A 25258-nucleotide genomic window follows, 5' to 3' on the forward strand; every position below is an offset into this window, starting at 1 on the left:
AGTTAAATTCAAAACGCGCGCTGACCCGGCTAGAACAGCGCCATGCACAAGTTTGGGGGAAACAATGGCTAATGACATGACCGGCATCGCCGCGGTACCCGACAGCGTCCGTGGCGACATCTCGCTGGTGATGGACCGCAACTTGGCCCTGGAGGTCGTCCGTGTCACCGAGGCGGCGGCGCTCAGCGCTTCGCTGCTGATGGGACGCGGCGACGAGAAAGCGGCGGATCAGGCGGCGGTCGACGCCATGCGGCAGGCGCTGAACAGCCTGTCCATCGATGGCCGCGTGGTCATCGGCGAGGGCGAGCGCGACGAGGCCCCGATGCTCTATATCGGGGAAAAGGTCGGCACCGGTCACGGCCCGAAGATCGACATCGCCCTGGACCCGCTGGAAGGCACCACGATCTGCGCCAAGGGCGGTCCAAACGCGCTGGCCGTGATCGCGATGGCGGAGCATGGCGGCTTCTTGAACGCGCCCGACGTCTACATGGACAAGATCGCCGTTGGCGGCGGCCTGCCGGAAGGCGTGGTCGATCTCGATGAGACGGTCGAGAACAATCTGAAGAACCTGGCCAAGGCCAAGGGCGCCGACGTGTCGGAGCTGGTGGTCTGCGTGCTGGACCGCCCGCGACATGCCGAGTTGATCGCCCGCATCCGCGCCGCAGGCGCGCGCATCATGCTGATCGGCGACGGCGACGTCTCCGGCGTCATCGCCACCAGCCAGCCGCACTCCGGCATCGATATGTACATGGGCTCCGGCGGTGCGCCAGAGGGCGTGCTGGCCGCGGCGGCGCTGCGCTGCATCGGCGGCCAGTTCCAGGGCCGGCTGCTGTTCCGCAACGATGCGGAGCGGGAGCGGGCGCGCAAGTGGGGCGTCACCGATCTGGACCGCAAGTACGGTCTCTACGATCTGGCCAAGGGTGATGTCATGTTCGCCGCGACCGGCGTGACCACCGGCGCCATGCTCCAGGGTGTCCGCCGCTATCCGGGCGGCGCGGTGACCCACTCCGTGGTCATGCGCTCCAAGAGCGGAACGGTGCGTTATGTCGAGGCGCACCACAACTTCCGCACCAAGCAGAGCATCATCCCCGAAGCGAAGACCTGAAGCTTCCGTTTCGGAGTTCAAGGGGAGGGCGGGTGTTGCCTGCGGGCAGCCCGCCCTTCTTTTTTGCGTACCCGGCGCTGGCGGGTATGACTTAGGGTCTAGGCACCTGTTCGCCGCCTGACATCCGGACCCGCATGCAAGACTCCGCATTCCTCGGCGTTTCCTCCTCCATCACCGGCCGGCGCTGGAAAGCGCGGGCGGTGGATGAGCGCTTGGCGCTTGCCCACGCCCAGAGCTTCGGCCTGCCGGAGATCGTGGGGCGGCTGCTGGCGGCGCGGGGAATCGGGCTGGAGGAGGCGGACCGGTTCCTGCAACCCACCCTGCGCGCCCTTTTACCGGACCCGTCCGTGTTGAAGGACATGGATGTCGCAGCGGATCGCATCGCGAAGGCCATCCGCGACGGAGAGAAAGTAGCCGCCTTCGGCGACTATGATGTTGACGGCGCGACCAGCACCGCCCTGCTGGCACGATTTTTCCGCGCCGTTGGCTCTGACCTGCGCGTCTATATTCCCGACCGCATCCAGGAGGGCTACGGCCCGAATCTGCCGGCGCTGCTGAAGCTGAAGGAGGAGGGCGTTCGCCTGATCCTCACGGTGGATTGCGGCGTCACCGCCTTCGACCCCATCGAGAAGGCCTGCGAGGCCGGGCTGGAAATCATCGTGGTCGACCACCACAAGGCGGAGCCGCGGCTGCCCCGCTGTGTCGCCGTGGTGAACCCGAACCGGATTGATGAGCCTGCAGCGGGCCCGCTCTCCACCCTGGCCGCCGTAGGCGTCAGCTTCCTGCTGATCGTGGCGGTGAACCGGGCTTTGAGAGCTGCCGGCTGGTATAAGGACCGGCCGGAGCCGGACCTGCTGCGCTGGCTGGACATCGTGGCGCTTGGCACGGTGTGCGACGTGGTTCCGTTGGTCGGGCTGAACCGGGCGTTGGTTGCCCAGGGGCTGAAGCTCATGGGCAAGCGGATCACGCCGGGCATCAATGCCCTTGCCGATGTGGCCGGCGTGAACGACCGGATGGAGGCCTACCATGCCGGTTATATACTGGGGCCGCGTGTGAATGCCGGCGGTCGCGTCGGCAGCGCGGATCTGGGCACCCGCATCCTGTCCACGGACGACCCGGCGGAGGCGGCGGATCTGGCCAAGCGGCTGCACGAGTACAATGTGGAGCGCCGCGCCATTGAAGCGGCCTGTCTGGACGAGGCGCTGGCTCAGGTCGAGGCGGAGGTGGATGCCTGCCCGGAGCTGGTCCTGGCCTACGCCGACGGTTGGCACCCTGGCGTCATCGGTATCGTCGCGGCCCGGCTGAAGGAGCGGTTCGCGCGGCCAGCCTGCGTCGTGGCGCTGGATGGCGGGTTGGGAAAGGCGTCCGGCCGGTCGGTGCGCGGGGTCGATCTGGGATCGGCCGTCATCGCGGCGCGCCAGGCCGGGCTACTGGTCGCCGGCGGCGGGCACGCCATGGCCGCAGGCTTCACCGTGGAACGGGAGAAGCTTGACGACCTCCGTACCTTCCTGCGGGAGCGGATCGCCGTACAGATTCAGGACAATGGCCCGCTCGTGCCCACACTGAATCTGGACGGGGCTATTGGGGTGCGCGGGGCCAATCCCATGCTGATGGAGCATCTGGAAAAGCTCAGTCCCTTCGGCACCGGTAATTCGGAACCGCGCTTTGCCGTCACCGATGCCCGCATCGTGAAGGCCGATGTGGTCGGCAATGCCCATGTGCGCTGCATCCTGACGGGTGCGGATGGGGCACGGCTGAAGGCCATCGCATTCCGCAGTCTGGACGGCGAATTGGGACGAGCGCTGCTGCAATCGGGCGGGATGCCGTTGCACCTGGCCGGCACGCTACGGCCGGACCGCTGGAACGGGAATGAGGGCGTCCAGCTTTTCATCGACGATGCCGCCCCGGCGGGCGGGCGTGCTGGCTGATGAACGGCAAGGACGATCGGAGCCGGAGCGACTAACGCGCGGAAGATAATCGATACCACTTTAGTTGACACTAAATTAACTCTAAATCATGATCGCTTTCGACGCGGAATGCATCGTGCGGTCATCTGCTGCGACGGCCCCGCTGGATGGACCGGATTGGACCACCACGAGGGATCGTAGCAGGCATGGAGAAACGGGCAGTATCGGCAGAACCGCGAGGCGAGCCCTCCCTCGAAAACTGCTCCGCCGCTGGCGGCGTCGACACTGCGGCATCCAAGCTGGAGGCCCATCTCAGCGAGCTGGATGAACCGTCGCTGCTGCGCGTCGCCCGGGCTGTTGAACTGGCGCGTGCATCCGAAAGACGCGATCCTACGGACGAGCGGATACTTGAGTGCCTGCGGCCGCGGCTGAAAGATCTTCGTCCGGAAAGGCTTCCGACCTTCCAGAGGGCCGTTTGCGCGCATCTTGAGCCGTTCCTGTTCAATGGCGGCGTACTAGAAGCAAAGCGCCGTGGATGGATTCCCCGCAGTGTGCTGTCGGGCTGGTGGAGCATCCTTAACTATTCCCCACATGGGGAAAGCCTGCGGGAGGCGGAAGCCGCTTATGCCGCCGCTGTGCGGGCAGGGCGCTGGTCGGAGCTTTCCCAGCACATTTCCCAAGGCACGCAATCGGCTGCGGAGGCCACGATCAGGCTGGTTCGGGATGTTGGATGCGATGCTGCATGTCGGGCGGAGACGCTGAGCATCCTCGGGAGTGATCAGGCGCTTGTTGAGCTACAGGAAATAGCGGCGGTGCTGGCCGTTTCGCCGCGGATCACGCCGGCCCTACGCCGTGTGCGGGAGGCTGCCGGAAGCTCCAGCGGACCGATCAGCGATTTCGCGCCGGCAGCCGTACTTGCTGCCCGTAGCGCCTATGCGGAGTTCCATGCCGAACCGAGCGCAGTGGTGGAGTACTTCCTCCTCGGTCTGATCCAGTCCCTCGCCCAGCCCTGGCAGGCGCTGCGACTGGTGAGGATTCTGTCGACCGACATGTCGAAAATGAGCGATGAGCATCTGTGCCTGATCCCCACGCGCCTGTTCAATGACCTGACGCGCATCCTGGGAGAGATCGGCCGCGCCGAGGCAACCGGGAACGGAACCAGCCGCCGAGTATGGCTGGTCACCTGCGCGAGGCTGGTGTCCGATGCGACTGCGATGATCAAGGGCTTGGCCGAGGAGGGGCGGCCCGACGAGAATCCGGAGTGGAACCGGCGCTTGGGCGAGGCGCGCACGCGCATCAATGCGGCGGTTGAAAATTTCGCCAGCCTCGCTGTGCGGGACGTCTGCCAGGTTCTTCCCGTTCGTCAGATCAAGGATAACGGCGCGGAGATGCGGCTGGAGCCCGATATGTGCCACCCGCCCACGGATGAGGAGGTGCAGACGGCCCAGGCCGCTGCGCTGCTCTTCGTCGCCTGCCGCCGATATTCCGACCAGGAGGGGCTGGACCGCGCTTTCCGTCCGAAGGAGGCGGACCTGATCCATCAGCTTCAGATCGGCGTCAATTTCAGGCTGGAGTTCCTGCGCGCCCGCATGCGCCATCCCGTGTGTCTGGCGCAACTGGCGGCAATGACCCAGGTCATCAGGCTGCTTCCGCAGACGGAGCCGCTGACTGAGCTGACCTACCGGCTGGAACGGACGGCGGCGCGTTACAAATGAACCGGACAGGGGATGGAATCCGACCAAAAGAGATAAAGCGCAATGACGCTCACAATTGGGCTTGCATTAGGGGCTCTACCCCATTATCTGTCGCGTCCGGCCGCAGTCCCCTTCGTCTAGAGGCCTAGGACACCGCCCTTTCACGGCGGCGACACGGGTTCGAATCCCGTAGGGGACGCCACCTTACATCCAGCAAAATCAGCCTGTCTTCTGGCCCTCTGGTAAATGCCGGAATGGGGCTGGGTGGCATTATGGCTTGCGGTACAGATACAGCCCGAATCCCAGGGTCTCCCGGCCTTCGGTGAGGTAAGTGCGCCGCCAGTTTCGGATGCGCGTCCGCATGGCATCCGCATCCGGATCGTCTGGATGTTCGACGAGGTGGCTCTCCACCGCGGTGGAGTAGGTCCACTCATAGACATCCCATTCCCGCTCGCTTGCCGTCATCGCCAGGATAGGAACAAGCCCGGCGGACTCGCCCGCAGCGACATTCCCGGCGTGAGAGGTCAATTCATCTTCGGCGGCACCAAGTGCTTCCAAATAGCTTCGGCTCGGCGGCTTCTTCCAGTATCCCTCGCCATGGAGCAGCCAGCCGCCGGGAACCAGATGCGCCGCCAGGCCCCTCAGCGTCTCAGCCATGGTCGCGGCTCCGGGGACCAGACCGCCGGCGCCGCTGGCCACGATCATGCGGCAGGGACCATGATCTGCGATGAATTCAGCAGCATCCCCCGTCTGGAAGCTGATCGTACCCTCTCCGGGCTCGGCATCAGCTCGTCTGCTCGCGGCATCGATCATGCGGGGGGACAGGTCTACGCCCAGGACCTGTGCAGCGAAACGCCGGGCGAGCAGAATTGCCATACCGCCGGTCCCGCAACCGAGGTCGATGACCTTGTCCCCCGGCTGCAGGTCCAATGGCGCCAGCAAGGCATCGAAGGTTTCCGCGGAGCAGGGGCTGCAGAACTGGTGGTTTCGATGAGCGATATAGCTGAAGCGCTGACGGTCCATTCTTCGCCTCCTGCATGCTTACCGGATCATAGCCCAGGAATGGCCGGTGAGGCATGGCTGCCGAAGGGGCGCGTGGACCGTGCAACCACGCAGCTCAGACCTTGCCGGCATAGAGCTTCCGGGTCGGCACGCAGACGATCTTTACGCGCTCATCGGAAGACAGGGTGGAGCCGATGTTCGTCTGAGCGAGATAGGCGCTGCCGAGCTTCAGGCAGGTCCCGGGAACCGCGACCTGTTCGGGCAGGCGATATAGATGGACCGCTGTATCGCGGTCGCAGGCTTTCAGATCGGGAGTGAGGGCAAGGGAGCAGACCAGGACAAACGCAGTGAGCATGACAGCCTCCGGCTTGGGGTTCGCCTTCGGGTGCGCTGTCCGTCCCTACGATCTGCAGGTTTCTGGTTATGTTGCATTGCAGCATAACCATCGGCGGCGTGCTTCCGCCTGTGACATTTTATCCTTCCGGATAGGGGTGTGCGTCGGGGGCGGGGGAACCGTCCCGGAAGCGACGCGTTGATGAGAAACACCTTCGATGGAAATCGAGCGGGAGATTCTCATGACGTCTTCGATCAGGATCAGTGCGTTCGCAGCCCTCGTCGGGGCAATGTTGCCGGCCGTAGCCATGGCCGATCCGGAAACCACCGTGGTTTCCCCGATCCCCCCGGCCGAGCAGGTGAAGATCGCCTGCCTTGAAGGCTATGAGCCGGTCATTACCAATATGGAGCGGCTGCAGAACAACTTCGCGCCGGGCACGGGCGAAGTCACGACCAATGTCCGCAGCCAGGGCCAGAATATGTGGTTCATCGAGGTCGGCGTCGTCGGTCAGGACGGGCAGGTCAATCCAGCCACCGAGTACGGCCCGCATGTGATGGCGGAGGCTGAGTGCCGTTCCACCGGTTCAATGACCGCGCAGGCCAGTGCCGAGGCTGGAACGAACTAGGTTGGCGTCCAGGCGCTCAGCCGCCAAACCGTTCATCAACTGATCTTCATCAAGGCGCGGGGTCCGGAAAGGCAGGTATGGGATGACAGTCCTGCCTGCTTTCCGGACCCTTTGCCATGCATGAGCATGCTCACACCGCAGCCAGCACCATCGACGGTCTCTGGCCTTTGATTACCGCCATGTTCATGACCGGACTGGCGGGAGGTTTCGGTCACTGCACCAGCATGTGCGGCCCCTTTGTCATGGCCCAGGTGGCCGGCGGAATCGCCGGGCACCAGCCGGTGGCCGCCGGCGCGCCGGTGCTGGTGCGGGCGCAGGGTGGGCTGCTCCTGCCATACCATCTGGGCCGAGTCACCACCTACACCGTCCTTGGAGCCATCGTGGCCGGCCTTTCGGGCATGGTGGTGGCGGGAACGGGCTTCCGCTGGCTGCTGGGGGCGGTGCTGCTCATCGCCGCGGTGCTGTTCCTTCAGCGCGCCCTGAAGGGGTTCGGGCGCTGGCTCCCGGCCCTGGGACGGGCTGCGGATCATCGCGGCATGGCGTTCGGGGCGCGGATCGGCGTGGGCCTGGCCCGGTTCCTGCGTCCCCTGCTGGCCGACCCCCGCGGCGTCAACGGATACGCGCTGGGCGTGGCGCTCGGCTTCCTGCCCTGCGGCTTCCTCTATGCGGCACTGGCCTCCGCGGTCGGTACCGGCTCCAGCCTTGGCGGAGCCCTGGTCATGGGTGCGTTCGCACTCGGCACGGCGCCGAGCCTGATCACCGTGGGCGTGCTGGGTTCCGTGGCGGCGTCGCGCTGGACGGCAACCATGAGGGTGCTGGCGCCGGTGCTGATGCTGTTCAACGCCGTGGTGGTCGGCACGATGGCGTGGCACGCCTTCGCATGAAAGCGCGCGGAAGCCGGGGATGCCGCGACAGGGATCAGTCCCCGACCAGCTCCTTGTAGGCATGCCAGCTCGCATGGCCGATCAGGGGCAGGGCGACCGCCAGCCCGAAGAACAGGGTTGCAAGGCCGAGACCGGTGCAGAAGGCGATGATGAAGGCCCAGAGCACCATCGGCTTCAGATTCGTGCGCACGGCCATGATGCTGGTCGCGACAGCCGTGGCGGCGTTCGTGGGCCGGTCCAGCAGCATGGGAATCGCGACGGCGGAGATCGCGAAGGTGGCGAATGCCAGCACCCCGCCCGCCAGGGTTCCCGTCAGCAGGAACGGTAGGCTGGCATCGCTGGTGAACAGCACCCGCGCCAGATTGTCCAGGTTGGGGTTCATCTGGCCGAAGAACAGGGCGTAGAGCAGGATCGCCACCCTGATCCACAGCAGCCAGAGCATCAGCAGGCCGGCCGAGAACAGGGAAAGCTGAAGCGCATTGGCGCGGAGCGCGGTCACGGCGGCCGTCAGGCTCGGCTCCTGTCCGCGCTCCAGCCGCCGGCTGGTCTCATACAGCCCCACGGCTGCCAGCGGGCCGACGATCATGAATCCGGCGCAGAGCGGCAGCAGCAGGAAAAGCAGTCCGGCGCCGCTCATCGCCAGGACCAGTGCCCAACTGAACGCCACCACCGCGGCGCCATAGGCCAGCGACACGCGCCACGCGGCGGTCAGATCCCGCATGCCGGCCTGCAGCCACGCCCAGGGCCTGTCCGGGGCGATCCGCCGCACCCGCGGCAGCGGAGCGGTGAGATCGGCTTGTGCGTGGATATCGGTCATCTGGCGCTCCCTCCCGAGCCGTTCCGCGGGCTCAATCCGGCCCTGCGGCTTTTCCGCCATTCTACTTGAAACGCGGGGTTGTGCGAGGGTTGTTCGCGCCCTTCACCGTCCTTGATGCAAATCAATGCGGCTGGATCGGCCCTGCTGCAAATCTGCGCCACTCGCAATGCCCCCGGCGGTCCGCTTCGGAACCGGGCGAGGGCACAAGAATTCAGCAGAGACCGGGGGTAGTTATGAGCGTCGCACTCACCGGCGGGGCATCCTTCGCGGCGGCACGGCCCGCTGCACAGGAGGCGTACCATGAGGATGTGGTCCGCGCCTTCGTCATCGCGGCCATGTTCTGGGGCATCGCGGCCTTCGCCGTCGGTGTCATCATCGCGTTCCAGCTTGCGTTCCCGCAGCTCAATCTGGACCTGGAATACACCACGTTCGGGCGTCTGCGCCCGCTGCACACGTCGGCGGCGATCTTCGCCTTCGGCGGCAATGCGCTGATCGGCTCCTCCCTCTACGTCGTGCAGCGCACCTGCCGCGCGCCGCTGTTCGGAGGCAAGGAGCTGAGCTGGTTCCTGTTCTTCGGCTACCAGCTCTTCATCGTGCTGGCGGCCACCGGCTATCTGATGGGCATCACCCAGGGCAAGGAATATGCCGAGCCCGAATGGTATGTTGATCTGTGGCTGACCTTCGTGTGGGTGGTCTATCTGATCATCTTCGCCGGCACGATCATCAAGCGGCGCGAGCCCCACATCTATGTGGCCAACTGGTTCTACCTGGCCTTCATCATCACCGTCGCCATGCTGCACATCGTCAACAATCTGGCGGTGCCGGTCAGCTTCGCCGGGGTGAAGTCCTACACGGCCTGGGCGGGCGTGCAGGATGCCATGATCCAGTGGTGGTACGGTCACAACGCGGTGGGCTTCTTCCTGACCGCCGGCTTCCTGGGCATGATGTACTACTTCATCCCCAAGGCCGCCGACCGCCCGGTCTACAGCTACCGCCTGTCGATCGTGCACTTCTGGGCGCTGATCTTCCTCTACATCTGGGCCGGCCCGCACCACCTGCACTATACGGCGCTGCCGGACTGGACGCAGACGCTGGGCATGGTCTTCTCGGTCATGCTGTGGATGCCCTCCTGGGGCGGCATGATCAACGGCCTGATGACCCTGTCGGGCGCCTGGGACAAGCTGCGCACCGATCCGGGCCTGCGCTTCTCCGTCACCGCCGTGGGCTTCTACGGGATGAGCACCTTCGAAGGGCCGGTGATGAGCGTGAAGGCGGTGAATGGCCTCAGCCACTACACCGACTGGACCATCGGCCATGTGCATTCCGGCGCTTTGGGCTGGGTCGCCTTCATCAGCTTCGGCATGATCTACTATCTGGTGCCGGTGCTGTGGAAGAAGCGGGGGCTGTACAGCAAGGCCCTGGCCGACTGGCACTTCTGGATCGCCACCATCGGCATCGTCTTCTACATCACCTCCATGTGGGTCAGCGGCATCATGCAGGGCCTGATGTGGCGCGCCTACGACGAGTTCGGCTTCCTCCAGTACTCCTTCGTGGAGACGGTGGCCGCCATGCATCCCTACTACGTGATCCGCGGCCTGGGCGGGGTCCTGTTCCTGACCGGCGCGCTGATCATGGCCTACAACCTGTACCGCACCGCCACGAGCGGCGAGGCGGCCGAGGCCGAGCAGCCCCGGCTTGTCCCGACGCCGGCCGAGTGAGGGGGGCCTGAACCATGAAATTCTCGCACGCGCCCATTGAGAAGAACGTCCTGCTGATGGCCGTTCTCACCCTGATCACCGTGTCCATCGGCGGTCTGGTCCAGATCGTCCCGCTGTTCACGGTGGAGACCACCATCGAGCGGGTGGAGGGTGTACGCCCCTACACCCCGCTGGAGCTGGCCGGCCGCAACATCTACCTGCGCGAGGGCTGCTACAACTGCCACAGCCAGATGATCCGCACCTTCCGCGACGAGGTGGAGCGGTACGGGCACTACAGCTTGGCGGCGGAGAGCATGTTCGACCATCCGTTCCAGTGGGGCTCCAAGCGCACCGGTCCGGACCTGGCCCGCGTCGGCGGCAAGTACTCCAACGACTGGCACGTCCCCCACATGATCGACCCCCGCGCCGTGGTGCCGGAATCGATCATGCCCGGCTACCCGTTCCTGGCGGAGAAGCCGCTGCACGCCGAGGATATCGGTGAGCATCTGAAGGCCAACCGCGCCGTCGGCGTGCCCTACACCGACGAGCAGATCGAGAAAGCCGCTGCGGACCTGCGGCTCCAGGCCGGGACCGACCCGGATGCGGACACGGCCGAGCTGCTGGCCCGCTATCCCAAGGCCGTGGTCGGCGATTTCGACGGCGATCCCAGGTTCGTCAGCGAGATGGACGCGCTGGTCGCCTACCTGCAGATGCTGGGCACCCTGGTGGACTTCACCCGGATCAGCCCCGACGACGTGAAGCAGTAGGAGGCGGCGATGCACGAACTCTACATCCTGCTCCGTGAGCTGTGGCTGGTCTGGTTCATGCTGCTCTTCACGGGAATCGTGGTCTGGGCCTTCTGGCCGTCGCGCCGGCAGGTGCTTCAGGACTTTGCGAACATTCCGCTGCGGGACGATGCGGTCCCGGCGGCGAAGACGAGGTAAGGTGTCATGTCGACCAAGATCGAGAACGACGCCCCCACCGGCCAGTCCACGACCGGCCATGAGTGGGACGGCATCAAGGAACTGAACACGCCGCTGCCGAAATGGTGGCTGTACATCTTCTACGCCTCCATCGTCTTCGCCCTGGGCTACACGGTCCTCTACCCCGCCTGGCCCACCGGCAAGGAGGCGACGGAGGGCACGCTGGGCTGGACCCAGCGCAAGGAGCTGGCGGCCAGCATGGCGGCGGAGCAGGAGCGCATCGCCCCGGTGCTGGCCAAGATCGAGGCGGCCGACATCGCCGAGATCCGCGGCAATCCAGAACTGATGGGCTTCGTCCAGGCCAAGGGCCGCCAAGCCTTCGCCGACAACTGCGCCGGCTGCCACGGTGCGGGCGGGTCCGGCGCGCCGGGCTTCCCGACGCTGGCCGATGACGACTGGCTGTGGGGCGGCTCGCCGGAGGCGATCCTGCACACCGTCAGCTACGGCGTCCGCAACGCCAATGCGGAGAGCCGCCTCTCCGACATGCCGCGCTTCGGCGCCGACCAGCTTCTGGAGAAGGAGCAGATCAACGACGTCGCGGAACATGTCCTGTCGCTGACCGGCACCCAGACCGACGCCGCCGCGGCGGAGCGGGGCGCCCAGGTCTATGCCGACAACTGCGCCGCCTGCCATGGCGAGAAGGGCGAGGGCATGGCGGAGATGGGCGCGCCGCGCCTGAACGACACCATCTGGCTCTATGGCGGCAGCAAGGCCGATGTGGTGCACACCGTGACCTATGCGCGGCGCGGCAACATGCCGGCCTGGAGCGAGCGTCTGGACCCGGCCACCGTCAAGGTGCTGGCGGCCTATGTCCATGCGCTAGGCGGCGGCCAGTAACAGGCCGCATCCCATCCACCTGCCACCCGGTTCGACTGGTGCCGGCCGCCTGCCCGCGGCCGGCATTTTTTATACGGGTCACAGGAACAGGCGGTCGTCCCAGCGGATCGGCTCATGCAGTGAATGCTGGATGCGCGGGAACTCCGGATGTTCCGGATTGATCAGGATGTTGCGTTCCATCCGCGCCACCACGCTCGGCACGAAAAGGATGGCGGACCGGCGCTCCTGCTGCCACCGCTCGCCGAACATTTTGGCGGCACTGCACGCCGGCTCGTCCCAATGGGCGAGCGAGTGCGCCGTGACCGCCTCGTAGCTGAGCCCGTTCGGCAGGGTGATCTCTATGAAATGCTGGTTGGGGGGCATGACGCCGCTGCCATGGACCAGCTTCTCCAGCATGGCCGTGGAGTAATGCTCGCTGGTGTAGATCATCGGGCTGGCTGGCGTATTCCACCGGCCCGGATAGAGCTTCGAACCGGTCGCATCGAAGATGGGATAGGTGCCGGCCGGGTCCCCGATGCGGTAGCAGCGGAGCACACGATCCAGGATCTGCGCCATCAGGCCGCCGATCCGAATTTGAGCCGTCCCAGTATATCCTCCACCAGCCTTGCGCCGAGGTCGCTGCCGAGCACGACGTCGATGGGCCGGCGCTGATCCAGCAAGGGATGGGAGCGATAGAGAAAGGCGCGCGCCGCTTCCGGTTCCTTCCAGACGTCGAGACATGCCGCCCAGACCTGGGCCAAGCGGTAGGTGCGGCCGCTTTCTTCCGATGTCAGACGCTCCGCATCATCCTTCCGGCGGCGGGCGAGCGTGGCGCGGGGAACGATGCGGTGTTTGATCGTCTGGTCCGCCGGTGCAACCGCCTGGGTAACGCGGTCCAGTGCGTGCAGAGGAAAGCCGTTCTCGATCATGCCAGCGATGGCGACCGGAGAAACATCGTTCCGATTCCCGACCTCGATCCCAAGCACCGTCGCCACATCGAACAGGGGAGCATCGTACATGATCACCTCCATCTCATCTGAGACGGATAATGGTCTCATATAAGCATGGTTTCAAGGCGATCGAGGCATCCGGCCCCGAACCGTGCGACAGCCCGCCGCGCCGGAAAAGGGCAACAGAGCCGGGACCATTGATCTAGCGCAAAGCGGCGGGCGGGCCGGGGGGCATAGGGTGCGGTCATGGGCGTTCGGCGCCCGAACTGTTCACCCGAGGTCACCATGGACGGCCATACGACCCTGCTGGAGAAGGCAGCCGCCGCGGAGCGCGATTTCGCGGCCGTGCGCGCACGCGCCGGAACGGCGAAGGCGCAGCCGCTGCCCGCCGACAGCTCCGGCTCCGTGCCGCTCTATGCCGACCGTGTCCGGGTCTATCCCAAGGCCGTCCATGGCGCCTATCGCCGGATCAAATGGGCGGTGCTGGGCTTCTGCCTGACGCTCTACTATCTGGCGCCCTGGCTGCGCTGGGACCGCGGGCCGGGAGCGCCGGACCAGGCGCTGCTGATCGACATGACGGCCCCGCGGGCCTTCTTCTTCGACATCGAGATCTGGCCGCAGGAGGTCTACTTCATCACCGGGCTGCTGGTGCTGGGGGCGCTGGGCCTGTTCCTGGTGACCTCGCTCTTCGGCCGGCTCTGGTGCGGCTATGCCTGCCCGCAGACGGTCTGGACCGACCTGTTCATGTGGGTGGAGCGGCTGATCGAGGGCGACCGGGCCAAGCGCATGCGCCTGGACCAGGGCCCGCTGACCGTGCAGAAGGTCGCGAAGAAGATCGCCAAGCACTCCGCCTGGCTGCTGATCGCGCTGGCGACGGGCGGGGCCTGGGCGCTGTACTTCAACGACGCGCCGACCTTCGTGGCGGACTTCTTCACCGGCGGCGCCAGCGTGGAGCAGTACTTCTTCGTCGGCCTCTTCACCTCCACGACATATCTGCTGGCCGGCTGGGCGCGGGAGCAGGTCTGCACCTACATGTGTCCCTGGCCGCGCTTCCAGGCCTCCATGCTGGACAAGGACAGCCTGGTCGTGACCTACGAGGACTGGCGCGGGGAGCGGCGCGGCAAGACCAAGGCGGGTGCGCCGCCGGTTGGCTTCGGCGACTGCGTGGACTGCCGCCAGTGCTTCGCCGCCTGTCCCATGGGCATCGACATACGCGACGGCCAGCAGATGGAATGCATCGGCTGCGGCCTCTGCATCGATGCCTGCGATGAGATTATGGACAGGATGCAGCGCCCCCGCGGGCTGATCCAGTTCGACACCCTGGCCAACCAGGAGGCGAAGGCCAAGAGCCTGCCGCCCCGCTTCCGCTTCGTCCGCCCGCGCACGGTGATCTATGCCGCGCTGGTGGCCGCAGTGGCCGGGATCATGCTGGCCGCGCTGGTGCTCCGGACCACGGTGGAGGTCAGTGTCCTGCGCGACCGCGCGCCGCTGTTCGTGACCCTCTCCGACGGTTCCATCCGCAACGGCTACACGCTGCGGGTCCTGAACAAGAAGCGGGAGGATGTCGCCTTCGACCTGTCCCTGGACGGCCTGCCCGGCGCCACCTTGGTGGTGCAGGATGTGGGCGAGGCGGCGGACGGGCGGGCCGTGGTGCTGCACACCCGCCCCGACACGGCTGAAACCTACCGCGTCTTCATCTCCCTGCCGCACGGCGCGGCGGAGGAGGAGAACACGTCCTTCGACTTCATCCTGCGCGATCCGGTCAGCGGGGACGGCGACATCTACGAAGCCGTCTTCATGGGTCCGCACAAGCCCCGCCCGCACCGGTACTGAGGACACGCACATGGCCATGATGCATCGGGACCAAGCCCCCCAGCGCAAGTCCGCCTGGATTCCCTGGGTCTTCGTCGGCGCGATGGGCGTCGTGGTGGCGGTCAATGCCACCCTCATCACCTACTCCGTCACCACCTTCAGCGGGCTCTCGGTGGAAAAGCCCTATGAGCGGGGCGTCCACTACAACCAGGTGCTGGACGCCCAGGCGAAGCAGGACGCACTGGGCTGGACGCTGGATGCGGCATTCGCCGCGACCGACGGGGAGCGGCAGGGCTGGCTCGTCGTGGTCGCGCGGGACCGTGACGGCGGGGCGCTGGACGGGCTGGCGCTGGAGGGCCGCATGGTCCGCCCGCTCGAGGTGATCGACGACGTGCCGGTGCATTTCGAGGCGGCCGGCGACGGCCGCTATGTGGCACGGGTCGAGCTGCCCAGGCCCGGCCAATGGGACCTGAAGGCCAGGGCCACACGCGGCGGCGACGCCTTCACCCTGATCGAAAGGCTGGACATCAGATGAGCCTCGCCTACGCGGAACCGGATATCGTCGGCGCCCCGGCCCTGTGCCGGCATTGCGGCCAGCCCGTTCCGGCGGGCGAGGCGGAGTTCTGCTGCGCCGGCTGCGCCGGTGCCCATGCGCTGATCCATGAGCTGGGGCTGGAGACCTACTATGCGCGGCGCGATGCCGTGGCCCCCACTGCGGCCCAGGATGCGCCGAAGCTGGACCTCGCCTCCAACATCGTGGACGGGGCGGATGGCAGCCATACGCTGCGGCTGCGCGTGGACGGGCTGACCTGCGGGGCCTGCGTCTGGCTGATCGAGAGCGCGCTGGGGCGGCTTCCGGAGGTGGAGAGCGCCCGCGTGAACCTGACCACCCGCCGGCTCACGCTGAGCTGGACCGGCGGGCGCGAGCTGGCGGAGCGGTTCGTCGCGACCGTGGCCCGGCTGGGCTATCGGCTGGCTCCGTTCGACATGGCGGCCGAAAGCGATCCCCAGGCCCTGCATGAGCGGGAGCTGCTGCGCGCCATGGCGGTGGCCGGCTTCTCCGCCATGAACATCATGCTGCTCTCCGTCTCCGTCTGGTCCGGCCATGCCGGCAGCATGGGGGAGGCGACGCGCACGCTGATGCACTGGCTGTCCGCCCTGATCGCCTTCCCGACCGTGCTGTACGCCGGCCGACCCTTCTTCCGGTCGGCGCTGACCGCGCTGAAGGCCGGGCGGACCAACATGGACGTGCCGATCTCGCTGGGCGTCACGCTGGCGACCGGCATCAGCCTGTGGGAGACCATCAATCTCGGCCCGCACGCCTATTTCGACGGCGCCGTGATGCTGCTGTTCTTCCTGCTGGTCGGGCGCTACCTGGACAGCCGCGCCCGCGGCCGCGCCCGCTCGGCGGCGGAGCATCTGCTGGCGCTGGGCCGGCAGCCGGTGACCGTGCTGGACCCGGACGGCACCACCCGTCTTGCCCCGCCCGGCGCCGTCCCGGTCGGCGCCGCCGTGCTAGTGGCAGCGGGAGAGCGGATCGGCATCGACGGCACCGTGGCGGACGGCAGCTCCGAACTCGACACCAGCGTGGTGACGGGCGAGAGCGCGCCGCAGCCGGTGCGGCCCGGTTCGAAGGTCTTCGCCGGCATGGTCAACCTGGCCGCCCCCCTGCGGCTCACCGTGACCGCCAGCGGCGAAGGCACCCTCCTGGCCGAGATCGTGCGGCTTATGGAGGCGGCGGAGCAGGGGCGGGCACGCTATGTGGCGCTGGCCGACCGCGTCGCCCGCTTCTATACGCCGGTGGTCCATACCCTGGCGCTGGGCACCTTCCTGGCCTGGACGCTGGGCTTCGGCCTGGGTTGGCAGCCGGCGCTGCTGATCGCGGTGGCGGTGCTGATCATCACCTGCCCCTGCGCCCTGGCGCTTGCGGTGCCGGCGGTGCAGGTGGCGGCAAGCGAGCGGCTGATGCGGGCCGGCACCCTGCTGAAATCCGCCACGGCGCTGGAACGGCTGGCGGGGGTGGACACCATCGTCTTCGACAAGACGGGAACGCTGACCACCGGCCGGGCCGAGCTGCTGCCCGACAGGGAGCGGCGGAGCGAAGATCTGCGCCTTGCCGCCACCATGGCCCGCGCCAGCAAGCACCCGCTGTCCCGCGCCCTGGCCGCTGCCGCCGGCCCCGGTCCCGTGGCGAATGGCGTCCGGGAGCTGCCGGGGCAGGGGCTGGAGATGGAGACGCCGGCCGGGCCGGTGCGGCTGGGCAAGGCGGCCTTCGTCGGGATCGAGGCCGGGCCGCAGGCCGTGGGCGAGGGGCCGGAGCTCTGGCTGTCCCGCCCCGGCCGGGCGCCGGTCCGCTTCGCCTTCGCCGACCGCGCCCGTGGCGACGCGGCGGAGGTGGTCGGCAGGCTGAAGCGGCGGGGCTACCGGGTGGAGCTGCTGTCCGGCGACCGGCCGGGCACGGTTGCCGCACTCGCCGCCGCGCTCGGCATCCCGGAATGGCGGGCCGCCGTGGACCCGGCCGGCAAATGCGCCCGGCTGGCGGAGCTGCGGGCGGCGGGGCGGCGGGTGCTGATGGTTGGCGACGGGCTGAACGACGCGGCGGCCCTGGCCGCGGCGGACGTGTCGCTGTCCCCCTCCACCGCCGTGGACATCGCCCAGACCACAGCCGACGCCGTCTTCCAGGGCAACCTTCTAGCGCCGGTGGCGGAAATCCTGGAAACCGCCCGCAAGGCGGAGCGGCTGGTGAAGCAGAATCTGGGCTTCACCCTGGCCTACAACATGTGCGCCGTGCCCATCGCCATGGTGGGACTCGCCACGCCGCTGGTGGCGGCGGTGGCCATGTCCTCCTCCTCCCTGGTGGTGATGGCCAATGCGCTGCGCCTGTCCCGCGGGGCAGGCAAACAGGCGAAAGGAGCCTGAGACATGATCAGCCTTCTGTTCCTCATTCCCATCGCGCTCATCCTCGGCCTGATCGGGCTGGCGGCGTTCCTTTGGTCGGTGCGGACGGGCCAGTTCGACGATCTCGACGGGGCCGCCACCCGCATACTCTACGACGAGGACAGGCCCCTGCCGGCCAAACCCGGCCATAGCTGACCTTCCTCACCGAACCCATCCCATCCAGCAAAGGAGTGCTCCCATGCGTCCTCTTCTCGGCATTCTCGGCGCCATCATCGCGGTTCTCGGCCTGTTCATGGCCGGCGGCGCCCATGAAGGCGGCATGTATTTCGCAGGCATGGCCTTCTTCCTGTTCGGCGTCGCGCTGAACTTCTGGCTGATCGGCACGGCCGAGCCGAAGCGCTACGGCGCGCCCGCCGTTCCGGCCGAATGAGCCCACTTGAACATGGCCCGGCGGGAGACCACTCTTCCGCCGGTCATGATCCTTCCCGACATTCTGGCCCCCGGCCTTGATCTGGTGCTCTGCGGTACCGCACCGTCGCGCATCTCCGCCGCCAAGGCGGCCTACTATGCCAATCCCGGTAACCGCTTCTGGCGGACCCTGCACGAAGTCGGGCTGACGCCTGAGCAGATTTCGCCGGCGGACTATGCCCGCGTCCTGGAATTCGGCATCGGCCTCACAGACCTCAACAAGACCGAATTCGGCTGCGACCACGACCTGTCGCCGGACGCTTACGACGTGCAAGGATTCACTTCCAAGATCCGCGCCTTCGCCCCCTCCGTCATTGCGTTTGACAGCAAGAACGCCGCGAAGGCCTTTTTCGGCGTGCCGCGAGTCGGGCTAGGATTACAAACCGCCACCCTCAATGGCATCCCGATCTTCGTCGTGCCGTCGCCCTCTGGTCTGGCGCGCCGATTCTTCGATGTGGCACCTTGGCGGGAAATGGCGGATTTTGTGGCGGAATGCCGGAGTCGACACCATCCCTGGATGCCGTTCGCGAATCCGAAGTAGAAGCGTTCCAGTGGTGGTATCGGCTAGGAATCATCTAGGACTGTAACCATATTCAGAGCCTGCGAATCAGGTGCCGTGCGCTATGGCTGCGGCACCCGACAGGAGGCTGATTTGGTAGCGAAAACGAAGACCGCGCCTGCCGAGACCACCGCCACGACCGAGGCCGCCGCTGCCGCCCAGACCGCGGCCGAGAGGGTGGTTCGGGACAATCTGGCGCTCTGGAACAGGCTGAAGCGCACCGACCCGAAGGCCACCAAGCCGTTCCAGCGGTCCGGCGGCTTCCGCGGCACGCAGATCGATCCGACCTGGCGCCTGCAGATGATGACGGAGACCTTTGGTCCCGTCGGTCAGGGCTGGGGCTACGAGCAGACGGAATGGACCGTCGTGGAACGCATGATCTTCGTCTGCGTGAAGGTCTGGTACCGCGATCCCGCCACGGGCGAGGTGGCCTGGACCGGCCCGCAATGGGGTGGGACCGAGCTGGTGCGCCGCCGCCGTGACGGTTCCGAGGAGCCGAACGACGAGGCGTTCAAAATGTCCATCACCGACGCGGTGGGCAAGTGCCTGGTTCAGATCGGCCTGGCCGCCGACGTCCATATGGGCCAGTTCGACGACAGCAAGTACCGCGAGGAGTCGGAGGCCTATTTCACCGCCAAGGCCAGCCCCGACACCCAGCCGGCCGCCGTGGAGGCCTTCGAGGCCGATATCCGCGGCCGTCTGGAGAAGGTCGAGGATCTGGACGCGCTCGACAATCTCTGGCGCAGCGGCACCAGCACGCGCGTGCGGGAGATCGGCATCGTCGACCGCGCCGCCCAGCAGCGCATCACCAGCTACTTCGCCCAGAAGAAGGCGGAAATCCTGGCGCGCGCCGACAAGAAGCGGGAAGCGGCGTGATGATGGGCAGCATCGATCGTCGGAACGACATGCCACCCAGCGGCCTGTTCGGCCGGGCGGCGTTCGCGCGGGCGGTTGAGGCAGCCGGCGCACGCCCCCGCTGGTGGGACGATCCGGTCAAGCGCGAACGCCGCTACCTGGACTGGGTGGAGGCGGAGGCGCTGGGCCTCTCCGCCCAACTCGCCGGTCTGGACGCGCCGGACGCCGATCCGGACGTGGCCCGGCCTTTGCGCGATCTGGCAGGCGCCCTGGCCCGCGATGCGGCCTGGGCGTCCGGCCGGCGCAGCAGTCCGCCGCCCGCGAAGCACGACACCCAAGCGCGGCTCCACGCCGCCTGAGGACAGCAGCGATGACTATCGAGGAACTACGGCGCCGGCTCCGCTGCGGCCATGCAAGGCTGGGGCATGAGGGCCGCATCGCCTTCACTTTGAACCAGGAGCCGGGCGAGCCCTGCTTCGTCACCCACTGGCTGAAGCCCGACGGCTCGGCCTTCGAGGATTGCCGTGCCGTGGGCCAGGGCAGCGTCGAGGAGTGCCTCAAGGCGCTCGACCGCTACGCCGACGCCTATGTGCGCAAGCCCACGGTGGAGGAGGTCGGCCGGACTATCGGCGTTCTTCCCCCGCGGCCGGTGTCCCTGCGGGTCGCGGCCGAGTAGGCCAGGGCCGCGACTCGGGAGCGTGTTCCGATTTTGTTCTTCCGTTCCTTATCTGTTCTGATATTCTCCCCGTTATGGAACGGAAAACGATGACCGCCCCCGTGATGAAGAGTCAGGCCAAGGCCGGCCGCGAGGCGAAGGGTGTCGAGGAGCGGGTCGCACTGGCCCTGTCGCGCGGCACCCTGCGCCAGTGGCTCCAGTTCGAGACGGAGGCCGAGGCGGCGGAGGCCAAGGCGCTGCTGGTCCGGCACAAGGCCCGGCATGTGGAGGCGCTGACGGAAGCCCAGGTCGCGGCACGCCACGCCAGGGCGCTGGGCGCCGTGGCGGCGGCCCAACCGGCCAGGAAAGCCGAAGCCGCCGTCATCGAGCCTCCGGCCGCGGAAGAGACAGCCAAGCCGAGGCCGAAGGCGGCAGCGCCTGCGAAACCCAGGGCGGCCCGCAAGGCGCCCCCTGAAACAGCATCTCCCCCGGCAGCCCCCGCGCCGGCCCTTGCGGCGAAGCGGGAGCGAAGCCCCGGGACGGGCGGCTCCAGGCCGGCGAAGCGCCGGCCCCCGGCGCCGATCCTGGCCATCGCAGCGGAGTGATCCATGGCCCCGTTCGACAGCGCACCGCAGACCGAAGCCGACGCCCTCCCGACGGAGGAGCGGTATGAGCTGGCCGGCACCGTCGAGCGGGTCACCTTCCACAATCCCGACACCGGCTTCAGCGTGCTGAAGGTCAAGGCCAAGGGGCACCGCAAGCCGGTGGCCCTGGTGGCGCACGGCCCGACCATCGAGCCGGGAGAGCGGGTGCGCGCCCGCGGCACCTGGATTCACGACAAGCGCTACGGCCTCCAGTTCAAGGCGGAGGAGGTGCGCGCCAGCGTGCCCCGCTCGGCCGAGGGGATGGAGCGCTATCTCGCCTCGGGGCTGGTCGAGGGCATCGGGCCGGTGCGGGCCGCCAGGCTGGTGAAGGCCTATGGCGACCGTGCGCTGGAGATCATCCAGCGTGAGCCCTGGCGGCTTCAGGAGCTCCTCGGGCTGGGCGAGGGGCAGGTGGAGAAGATCCTGTCCTCCCTGGAGCGTCACCAGACCCGGCGCGATCTCGTCGTGTTCCTGGGTGAGCACGGGATCGGCCCCGAACGGGCCGCCCGTATCCATGAGATGTATGGAAGCTCCGCCCCGGCCCTTGTCCGGGCCGACCCCTACCGACTTGCCCGCGATGTCCGCGGCATCGGGTTCGGCGGGGCCGACCAGCTTGCCCGCTCCCTGGGCGTGGCGGCGGACGATCCGGCGCGGCTGCGCGCCGGGCTTGTCCAGGCGCTGCGCCATGCCGCGGATGAGGGAAGCTGCGGGCTGCCCCTGATCGATCTGGTGGACCGCGCCGCCCGTCTGCTGGCCGTGGAGGCGCCCAAGGTTGCCCGCGTGCTGGCGCAGGAGGTGGAGGCCGGCGCCCTGGTTCGCGAAACCGCGGATGGGGAGGATTGCGTCTTCGCCGGCGACCTGTACCGGACGGAAGCCGCCATCGCCGACCGGCTGCTGGAGCTGAACAGCGGCCGACTGCCCTGGGGGGCGCTGGATGTCGCGGCCGTTCTGCGGGAGTTGGGCACCGGCGGGGTCGATCTGGCGGACAGCCAGCGGGCGGCCCTGCGCACCGCACTTTCCTCCAAGGTCCTGGTCATGACCGGCGGGCCCGGCGTCGGCAAGACCACGTTGGTCCGCGCCATCGTCACCGCCCTGTCCTCGCAAGGCGTGCGGGTCGCTCTCGCCGCACCCACGGGCCGCGCCGCCAAGCGGCTGGCGGAAGCGACCGGGCGGGAGGCCGGCACTCTGCACCGGCTGCTGGAAGTCGATCCGGCCGGCGGCTTCCGCCGCAACCGCGACCAGCCGCTGGAGCTGGACCTGCTGGTGGTGGACGAGGCCTCGATGGTCGATGTCCGGCTGATGGGGGCGCTGCTCTCGGCGCTGCCGACGCGGGCGGCACTGCTGCTGGTGGGCGATGCCGACCAGCTTCCCAGCGTGGGGCCGGGGCGTGTGCTGGCCGATATCCTGACATCGGGCGCGCTGCCCGTGGTGCGGCTGACGGAGGTGTTCCGGCAGGCGGCCAGCAGCCGCATCGTCCAGGCCGCGCACCGCGTCAATGCCGGCCATCTGCCGGAGACCGGGCGACCGGGCGAGGATGCCGATTTCTACATCGTGGAGACCCGCACGCCGGAGGTCTGCATGAACCGTGTGCTCCAGCTCGTGCAGGAGCGCATCCCGGCCCGCTTCGGGCTGGACCCGGTGCGCGATGTGCAGGTGCTCTGCCCCATGAACAAGGGCGCGCTGGGCGCGGTGGCGCTGAATGAGGAGCTGCGGCGGGTGCTGAACCCGTCCGACGCGCCGCGCCTGACCCGCGGGGCCTGGAGCTTCGCACTGGGCGACAAGGTCATGCAGGTCGAGAACGACCACGAGCGGGAGGTCTACAACGGCGATCTCGGCATCGTGACCGCGCTGGACGCGGAAAATTCCACGTTGGAGGTCACGTTCGACGGGCGCGCCGTATCCTATGCCGGCGGGGAGCTGGACCGGCTGGTGCTGGCCTATGCCACCTCCGTCCACAAAGCGCAGGGCTCGGAATATCCGGCCGTGGTGATCCCGCTGTCGCGGCAGCACGGGCCGATGCTCCAGCGGAACCTGCTCTATACGGCCATCACCCGCGGCCGGCAGTTGGTGGTGCTGGTGGGCGACCGGGATGCGCTAGTGCGCGCCGTCGCCGACATGCGCGGCCGTCCCCGCCGTTCCACCCTGCGTATCCGGCTCATGGAGAAGCTGGAGCAGCGGCGCCGGGCGGCCTAGTAGGGAAGGTCCTCATCCTCATCCGTCGCGAAGGCCGGTTCGGCTGCGGCCCCGTCCGGCCGCCAGGGCTCGGCCCGCTCCATATGGCGGCGGGCGGGAGCGCCGAAGCGGAGGGTGAGGCGCCCGTCGCGGGAGCGGGTGATGCACAGCCCGTCGCCGCCGCCGATCCCGCCGACAAAGGCGATGCGCGCCTCGTCCGGCATCAGCGACTTCAACTCCTGTTCCGCCGCCTTGTAGGCCATCATGTCGTCCCGCGTGGCGACCAGGGTGGCCGCGTAGGCCGCGAAGGCGTTGTGGCGGGACATCTCCAGCACGCGCAGCCCTTCGACGTCCGGCGCGGGCACCGGCATCGGGTCACCCGGCTCGATATCGTTCTCCACATGCCACCAGAACGCCCTCAGCGTTTCCAGCAACCGTTCCTGCTGGGCGGCATCGGCCGGAATGTCGACCGAGCTGTAGCTGGAGGGGCGCAGGATGGAAAGGATGGCCCGGCTCAAGCCGGTCACCAGGAGCTGCTGCTGAACCTGCCAGTAATAGCGGTCCGCCAGGTCCTCGTCCGATTGCGGGCTGCCGCAGAATTTGGCCTCCAGGATCGTATCCGGCGGCAGGAACGGGTCCAGCGGCGGGGCGGACCAGGTCAGGAAGTCGGGATGGCAGACCAGCCACGGCAGCTCCGGGTGCACATAGGTGCGGGAATCGGCCGGGATGCTCGGAATGCCGGTGCGCCGCTGCCGGAAGCGGGGATGCAGCGCTTCGGTCACGATGCCGATCTGGACGGCGGGAACGAAATCCAGGTTCGCCGGCTCTGCCCGGCCGGTCTTCTCCGCCCACAGGCGCTGCCAGTCGCCGGCCATGATCCTGGTCGCGTCGGAGGAGCCGATGCGGCCGGCCCGGAAGCTCCGCTGCGCGTCTGTGAGTGCCATCCCATGGTCCCGCTGGATCGCCGAAATCCCTGTGGATTTGGGCGATTGCGACACGCTGGGGAAGCCGGCTGCCACCAATGCGCGGGGCTGTGACCGATGCTCTGGCCCCATCAATTGCCCCGCGCACTCCTCGCCGGACGTGGTATATTCCGGCCTCGACACATCCGGATGGGGATCGGGCCCATGGCCGACCAGGACGATATCGATGCCATGTTCGGGGACATGGGCGGCGGGGCGCCCAAGACGTCCAACGACATGGAAAAGGCGATCGCCGACCTGTCCGCGGTCTATGACACGGATGTGGAGGTCAGCGTAGTGCTGGGCACCTCGACGATCCGCGTGCGCGACCTGCTGAAACTGGGCCGCGGCGCCATCGTGGAACTGGACCGGAAGATCGACGATCTCTCCGACATCATCGTTTCCGGCCGCATGGTGGGACGGGGCGAGGTGACCATCGTCGAGGACAAGATCGCCGTCACGTTCCGCGAATTCTCCCGCACCAACGGCTGAGCTGCGGGCAAAAAGAAAGCCGGCTGCAAGCAGCCGGCTAAGATGAAGGGAGCCTCATAAGGAGGTTGAAGCCTTAACCGTGGCGAAAACGTCACGGTCAAGCACCTCATATATAGGCGCTCGCCATGGCGATGAAAAGGGTCAAATGAGTGTTGCCACCGGCACACACTTTTTTGCATTCAGTCGCCGCGCACATCCTCCACCATTTCCTCCAGCCGCTCGAAATCCAGCACCACGAGCGCGTTCCCGCGTCGTTCCACCAGCTCGTCGCGGGCGAGATCGCTGAACACCCGCGCCACCGTTTCGCGGGTGGTGCTGACCCGGCTGGCGATGTCGGAATGGATGGGAATGGGGACGATCTCCGCCGTGTTCCCGATCCGCTTGCCGGCCTTGGCGAGGCGCAGGATTTCCGCATGGACGCGGTTGTTCGCACCCAGCGTGCTGAGATCCATGATGCGGCCGGTGGACTGGCGGATGATCCGGGCCAGTCGCCGCATCACCAGCCAGGCCACGTCCGGGTGGCTCGTCACCGTTTCCTGGAACAGCCGGGGCGACATGAAGGCGACCATGGTTTCCGTCAGCGCCACGATGCTGGCCGAGCGCGGCTCGTTGTCGATGGCCGACAACTCGCCCAGCCAGCCGCCGGCGTCGATATCGTCGAAGGTGATCTCCCGGCCCGAGAGCGAGTAATTCACCACCCGCACCCGTCCTTCCACGATCAGGCAGACATCGCGGCTTTCCGACGAGCGATCGATGATCTGCTCATGCGGGTGGAAGTGCCGCCAACTGCATTGCCGCGCGAGATTCGCCCGCTCCGCAGGGGAGAGGGCCTGCAGCAGGTCGATGCGGTCGAGGCTGGCGGGATGGAGTTCGCTCACGGGCGGAATCCGGCTGGTTCGGAGAGCGGAGGATACATCCCTTGATCCC

At 67.4% G+C, this 25258-nt stretch carries 28 protein-coding genes and 1 tRNA gene; 22 read left to right on the plus strand and 7 right to left on the minus strand.

Annotated features, from left to right (window positions below; genetic code table 11):
- Positions 1-130 precede the first annotated feature (130 nt).
- The 4 genes from glpX (at position 131) to DOL89_RS05695 (ending at position 4908) form a co-directional block, all read left to right on the plus strand.
- The gene (glpX, locus tag DOL89_RS05680) at positions 131-1105 is read left to right on the plus strand and encodes a class II fructose-bisphosphatase (protein WP_119680275.1); all 975 of its coding nucleotides are present in this window, start codon (positions 131-133) and stop codon (positions 1103-1105) included.
- Between the two features lie 134 nt (positions 1106-1239).
- Positions 1240-3033: a single-stranded-DNA-specific exonuclease RecJ gene (recJ, locus tag DOL89_RS05685; protein WP_119678262.1), complete on the plus strand. Its 1794-nt coding sequence runs from the start codon at positions 1240-1242 to the stop codon at positions 3031-3033.
- A gap of 185 nt (positions 3034-3218) precedes the next feature.
- Positions 3219-4727, plus strand: a complete 1509-nt coding sequence (locus DOL89_RS05690; protein ID WP_119678263.1) for a hypothetical protein — start codon at positions 3219-3221, stop codon at positions 4725-4727.
- A gap of 105 nt (positions 4728-4832) precedes the next feature.
- Positions 4833-4908, plus strand: a tRNA-Glu gene (locus DOL89_RS05695).
- A gap of 68 nt (positions 4909-4976) precedes the next feature.
- On the opposite strand, the gene DOL89_RS05700 is transcribed toward DOL89_RS05695, so the two are convergent.
- Together DOL89_RS05700 and DOL89_RS05705 are read right to left on the minus strand one after the other, a co-directional pair.
- The gene (locus DOL89_RS05700; RefSeq protein ID WP_119678264.1) at positions 4977-5729 is read right to left on the minus strand and encodes an SAM-dependent methyltransferase; all 753 of its coding nucleotides are present in this window, start codon (positions 5727-5729) and stop codon (positions 4977-4979) included.
- A 94-nt stretch (positions 5730-5823) separates the two neighbouring features.
- Positions 5824-6063: a hypothetical protein gene (locus DOL89_RS05705; RefSeq protein WP_119678265.1), complete on the minus strand. Its 240-nt coding sequence runs from the start codon at positions 6061-6063 to the stop codon at positions 5824-5826.
- 220 nt (positions 6064-6283) lie between these two features.
- Between DOL89_RS05705 and DOL89_RS05710 the strand changes: the two genes are divergently transcribed.
- Both DOL89_RS05710 and DOL89_RS05715 read left to right on the plus strand, forming a co-directional pair.
- The gene (locus DOL89_RS05710) at positions 6284-6667 is read left to right on the plus strand and encodes a hypothetical protein (RefSeq protein ID WP_162937349.1); all 384 of its coding nucleotides are present in this window, start codon (positions 6284-6286) and stop codon (positions 6665-6667) included.
- A 116-nt stretch (positions 6668-6783) separates the two neighbouring features.
- Positions 6784-7551: a sulfite exporter TauE/SafE family protein gene (locus tag DOL89_RS05715; protein WP_119678267.1), complete on the plus strand. Its 768-nt coding sequence runs from the start codon at positions 6784-6786 to the stop codon at positions 7549-7551.
- 34 nt (positions 7552-7585) lie between these two features.
- On the opposite strand, the gene DOL89_RS05720 is transcribed toward DOL89_RS05715, so the two are convergent.
- Positions 7586-8368 (minus strand): DUF2189 domain-containing protein, encoded by a 783-nt coding sequence (locus DOL89_RS05720; protein WP_119678268.1) that lies wholly within the window; start codon positions 8366-8368, stop codon positions 7586-7588.
- A gap of 233 nt (positions 8369-8601) precedes the next feature.
- Between DOL89_RS05720 and ccoN the strand changes: the two genes are divergently transcribed.
- The 4 genes from ccoN to ccoP are packed head-to-tail and all read left to right on the plus strand — an operon-like array spanning position 8602 to position 11885.
- Positions 8602-10086, plus strand: coding sequence for a cytochrome-c oxidase, cbb3-type subunit I (ccoN, locus tag DOL89_RS05725; protein ID WP_119678269.1), 1485 nt, complete (start codon positions 8602-8604; stop codon positions 10084-10086).
- A gap of 14 nt (positions 10087-10100) precedes the next feature.
- On the plus strand, positions 10101-10832 hold the full coding sequence (gene ccoO, locus DOL89_RS05730; protein ID WP_119678270.1) for a cytochrome-c oxidase, cbb3-type subunit II: 732 nt from the start codon (positions 10101-10103) through the stop codon (positions 10830-10832).
- Positions 10833-10841: 9 nt separating this feature from the next.
- Positions 10842-11009, plus strand: a complete 168-nt coding sequence (locus tag DOL89_RS05735) for a cbb3-type cytochrome oxidase subunit 3 (RefSeq protein ID WP_119678271.1) — start codon at positions 10842-10844, stop codon at positions 11007-11009.
- Positions 11010-11015: 6 nt separating this feature from the next.
- Positions 11016-11885, plus strand: a complete 870-nt coding sequence (gene ccoP, locus DOL89_RS05740; protein WP_119678272.1) for a cytochrome-c oxidase, cbb3-type subunit III — start codon at positions 11016-11018, stop codon at positions 11883-11885.
- Positions 11886-11963: 78 nt separating this feature from the next.
- Here the strand turns inward: ccoP and DOL89_RS05745 are convergent, their stop codons facing one another.
- Entirely contained in the window at positions 11964-12440 is a 477-nt protein-coding gene (locus DOL89_RS05745; protein WP_225889913.1) for an RES family NAD+ phosphorylase, read from the minus strand.
- Positions 12440-12883, minus strand: a complete 444-nt coding sequence (locus DOL89_RS05750) for an antitoxin Xre/MbcA/ParS toxin-binding domain-containing protein (protein WP_162937350.1) — start codon at positions 12881-12883, stop codon at positions 12440-12442. The genes DOL89_RS05745 and DOL89_RS05750 overlap by 1 nt, the downstream gene beginning before the upstream one ends.
- Positions 12884-13060: 177 nt before the next feature.
- Between DOL89_RS05750 and ccoG the strand changes: the two genes are divergently transcribed.
- The 11 genes from ccoG (at position 13061) to recD2 (ending at position 22898) form a co-directional block, all read left to right on the plus strand.
- The gene (gene ccoG, locus DOL89_RS05755) at positions 13061-14647 is read left to right on the plus strand and encodes a cytochrome c oxidase accessory protein CcoG (RefSeq protein ID WP_225889914.1); all 1587 of its coding nucleotides are present in this window, start codon (positions 13061-13063) and stop codon (positions 14645-14647) included.
- Between the two features lie 10 nt (positions 14648-14657).
- Positions 14658-15161, plus strand: coding sequence for a FixH family protein (locus DOL89_RS05760; protein ID WP_225889915.1), 504 nt, complete (start codon positions 14658-14660; stop codon positions 15159-15161).
- Positions 15158-17545, plus strand: a complete 2388-nt coding sequence (locus DOL89_RS05765) for a heavy metal translocating P-type ATPase (RefSeq protein WP_119678275.1) — start codon at positions 15158-15160, stop codon at positions 17543-17545. The genes DOL89_RS05760 and DOL89_RS05765 overlap by 4 nt, the downstream gene beginning before the upstream one ends.
- Positions 17546-17548: 3 nt before the next feature.
- Entirely contained in the window at positions 17549-17719 is a 171-nt protein-coding gene (gene ccoS, locus DOL89_RS05770; protein WP_119678276.1) for a cbb3-type cytochrome oxidase assembly protein CcoS, read from the plus strand.
- 43 nt (positions 17720-17762) lie between these two features.
- On the plus strand, positions 17763-17954 hold the full coding sequence (locus DOL89_RS05775; RefSeq protein WP_119678277.1) for a hypothetical protein: 192 nt from the start codon (positions 17763-17765) through the stop codon (positions 17952-17954).
- A 12-nt stretch (positions 17955-17966) separates the two neighbouring features.
- Positions 17967-18533, plus strand: a complete 567-nt coding sequence (locus DOL89_RS05780) for a mismatch-specific DNA-glycosylase (RefSeq protein ID WP_225889916.1) — start codon at positions 17967-17969, stop codon at positions 18531-18533.
- Between the two features lie 111 nt (positions 18534-18644).
- Positions 18645-19427, plus strand: a complete 783-nt coding sequence (locus tag DOL89_RS05785) for a hypothetical protein (protein ID WP_225889917.1) — start codon at positions 18645-18647, stop codon at positions 19425-19427.
- On the plus strand, positions 19427-19765 hold the full coding sequence (locus tag DOL89_RS05790) for a hypothetical protein (protein ID WP_119678278.1): 339 nt from the start codon (positions 19427-19429) through the stop codon (positions 19763-19765). The genes DOL89_RS05785 and DOL89_RS05790 overlap by 1 nt, the downstream gene beginning before the upstream one ends.
- An 11-nt stretch (positions 19766-19776) precedes the next feature.
- Positions 19777-20082 carry a hypothetical protein gene (locus DOL89_RS05795; RefSeq protein ID WP_119678279.1) on the plus strand — a complete coding sequence of 102 codons (306 nt, stop codon included), beginning with the start codon at positions 19777-19779 and terminating at the stop codon, positions 20080-20082.
- A gap of 89 nt (positions 20083-20171) precedes the next feature.
- Positions 20172-20666 (plus strand): hypothetical protein, encoded by a 495-nt coding sequence (locus DOL89_RS05800; protein ID WP_119678280.1) that lies wholly within the window; start codon positions 20172-20174, stop codon positions 20664-20666.
- Between the two features lie 3 nt (positions 20667-20669).
- On the plus strand, positions 20670-22898 hold the full coding sequence (gene recD2, locus DOL89_RS05805; protein ID WP_119678281.1) for an SF1B family DNA helicase RecD2: 2229 nt from the start codon (positions 20670-20672) through the stop codon (positions 22896-22898).
- Here recD2 and DOL89_RS05810 read toward each other — a convergent pair.
- Positions 22895-23821, minus strand: coding sequence for a YqaJ viral recombinase family protein (locus DOL89_RS05810; protein WP_162937351.1), 927 nt, complete (start codon positions 23819-23821; stop codon positions 22895-22897). The two genes, recD2 and DOL89_RS05810, sit on opposite strands and share 4 nt — an antisense overlap.
- Positions 23822-24004: 183 nt before the next feature.
- Here DOL89_RS05810 and fliN point away from each other — a divergent pair, with 183 nt between their 5' ends.
- Positions 24005-24331, plus strand: a complete 327-nt coding sequence (gene fliN / locus DOL89_RS05815) for a flagellar motor switch protein FliN (protein WP_225889918.1) — start codon at positions 24005-24007, stop codon at positions 24329-24331.
- 179 nt (positions 24332-24510) lie between these two features.
- Here fliN and DOL89_RS05820 read toward each other — a convergent pair whose 3' ends face one another.
- A complete protein-coding gene (locus DOL89_RS05820) occupies positions 24511-25209 on the minus strand; it encodes a Crp/Fnr family transcriptional regulator (RefSeq protein WP_119678284.1) in 699 nt (232 codons plus the stop codon).
- Positions 25210-25258 lie beyond the last annotated feature (49 nt).

The sequence above is a fragment of the Indioceanicola profundi genome, assembly GCF_003568845.1.
Taxonomy (GTDB): Bacteria; Pseudomonadota; Alphaproteobacteria; order Azospirillales; family Azospirillaceae; genus Indioceanicola; species Indioceanicola profundi.

Bases quoted from the DNA above. Each gene is read 5' to 3' on its own strand.
- glpX (WP_119680275.1), top strand. From the start codon at position 131: ATGGACCGCAACTTGGCCCTGGAGGTCGTCCGTGTCACCGAGGCGGCG.
- recJ (WP_119678262.1), top strand. From the start codon at position 1,240: ATGCAAGACTCCGCATTCCTCGGCGTTTCCTCCTCCATCACCGGCCGG.
- DOL89_RS05690 (WP_119678263.1), top strand. From the start codon at position 3,219: ATGGAGAAACGGGCAGTATCGGCAGAACCGCGAGGCGAGCCCTCCCTC.
- DOL89_RS05700 (WP_119678264.1), bottom strand. From the start codon at position 5,729: ATGGACCGTCAGCGCTTCAGCTATATCGCTCATCGAAACCACCAGTTC.
- DOL89_RS05705 (WP_119678265.1), bottom strand. From the start codon at position 6,063: ATGCTCACTGCGTTTGTCCTGGTCTGCTCCCTTGCCCTCACTCCCGAT.
- DOL89_RS05710 (WP_162937349.1), top strand. From the start codon at position 6,284: ATGACGTCTTCGATCAGGATCAGTGCGTTCGCAGCCCTCGTCGGGGCA.
- DOL89_RS05715 (WP_119678267.1), top strand. From the start codon at position 6,784: ATGCATGAGCATGCTCACACCGCAGCCAGCACCATCGACGGTCTCTGG.
- DOL89_RS05720 (WP_119678268.1), bottom strand. From the start codon at position 8,368: ATGACCGATATCCACGCACAAGCCGATCTCACCGCTCCGCTGCCGCGG.
- ccoN (WP_119678269.1), top strand. From the start codon at position 8,602: ATGAGCGTCGCACTCACCGGCGGGGCATCCTTCGCGGCGGCACGGCCC.
- ccoO (WP_119678270.1), top strand. From the start codon at position 10,101: ATGAAATTCTCGCACGCGCCCATTGAGAAGAACGTCCTGCTGATGGCC.
- DOL89_RS05735 (WP_119678271.1), top strand. From the start codon at position 10,842: ATGCACGAACTCTACATCCTGCTCCGTGAGCTGTGGCTGGTCTGGTTC.
- ccoP (WP_119678272.1), top strand. From the start codon at position 11,016: ATGTCGACCAAGATCGAGAACGACGCCCCCACCGGCCAGTCCACGACC.
- DOL89_RS05745 (WP_225889913.1), bottom strand. From the start codon at position 12,440: ATGGCGCAGATCCTGGATCGTGTGCTCCGCTGCTACCGCATCGGGGAC.
- DOL89_RS05750 (WP_162937350.1), bottom strand. From the start codon at position 12,883: ATGTACGATGCTCCCCTGTTCGATGTGGCGACGGTGCTTGGGATCGAG.
- ccoG (WP_225889914.1), top strand. From the start codon at position 13,061: ATGGGCGTTCGGCGCCCGAACTGTTCACCCGAGGTCACCATGGACGGC.
- DOL89_RS05760 (WP_225889915.1), top strand. From the start codon at position 14,658: ATGGCCATGATGCATCGGGACCAAGCCCCCCAGCGCAAGTCCGCCTGG.
- DOL89_RS05765 (WP_119678275.1), top strand. From the start codon at position 15,158: ATGAGCCTCGCCTACGCGGAACCGGATATCGTCGGCGCCCCGGCCCTG.
- ccoS (WP_119678276.1), top strand. From the start codon at position 17,549: ATGATCAGCCTTCTGTTCCTCATTCCCATCGCGCTCATCCTCGGCCTG.
- DOL89_RS05775 (WP_119678277.1), top strand. From the start codon at position 17,763: ATGCGTCCTCTTCTCGGCATTCTCGGCGCCATCATCGCGGTTCTCGGC.
- DOL89_RS05780 (WP_225889916.1), top strand. From the start codon at position 17,967: ATGGCCCGGCGGGAGACCACTCTTCCGCCGGTCATGATCCTTCCCGAC.
- DOL89_RS05790 (WP_119678278.1), top strand. From the start codon at position 19,427: ATGATGGGCAGCATCGATCGTCGGAACGACATGCCACCCAGCGGCCTG.
- DOL89_RS05795 (WP_119678279.1), top strand. From the start codon at position 19,777: ATGACTATCGAGGAACTACGGCGCCGGCTCCGCTGCGGCCATGCAAGG.
- DOL89_RS05800 (WP_119678280.1), top strand. From the start codon at position 20,172: ATGACCGCCCCCGTGATGAAGAGTCAGGCCAAGGCCGGCCGCGAGGCG.
- recD2 (WP_119678281.1), top strand. From the start codon at position 20,670: ATGGCCCCGTTCGACAGCGCACCGCAGACCGAAGCCGACGCCCTCCCG.
- DOL89_RS05810 (WP_162937351.1), bottom strand. From the start codon at position 23,821: ATGGCACTCACAGACGCGCAGCGGAGCTTCCGGGCCGGCCGCATCGGC.
- fliN (WP_225889918.1), top strand. From the start codon at position 24,005: ATGGCCGACCAGGACGATATCGATGCCATGTTCGGGGACATGGGCGGC.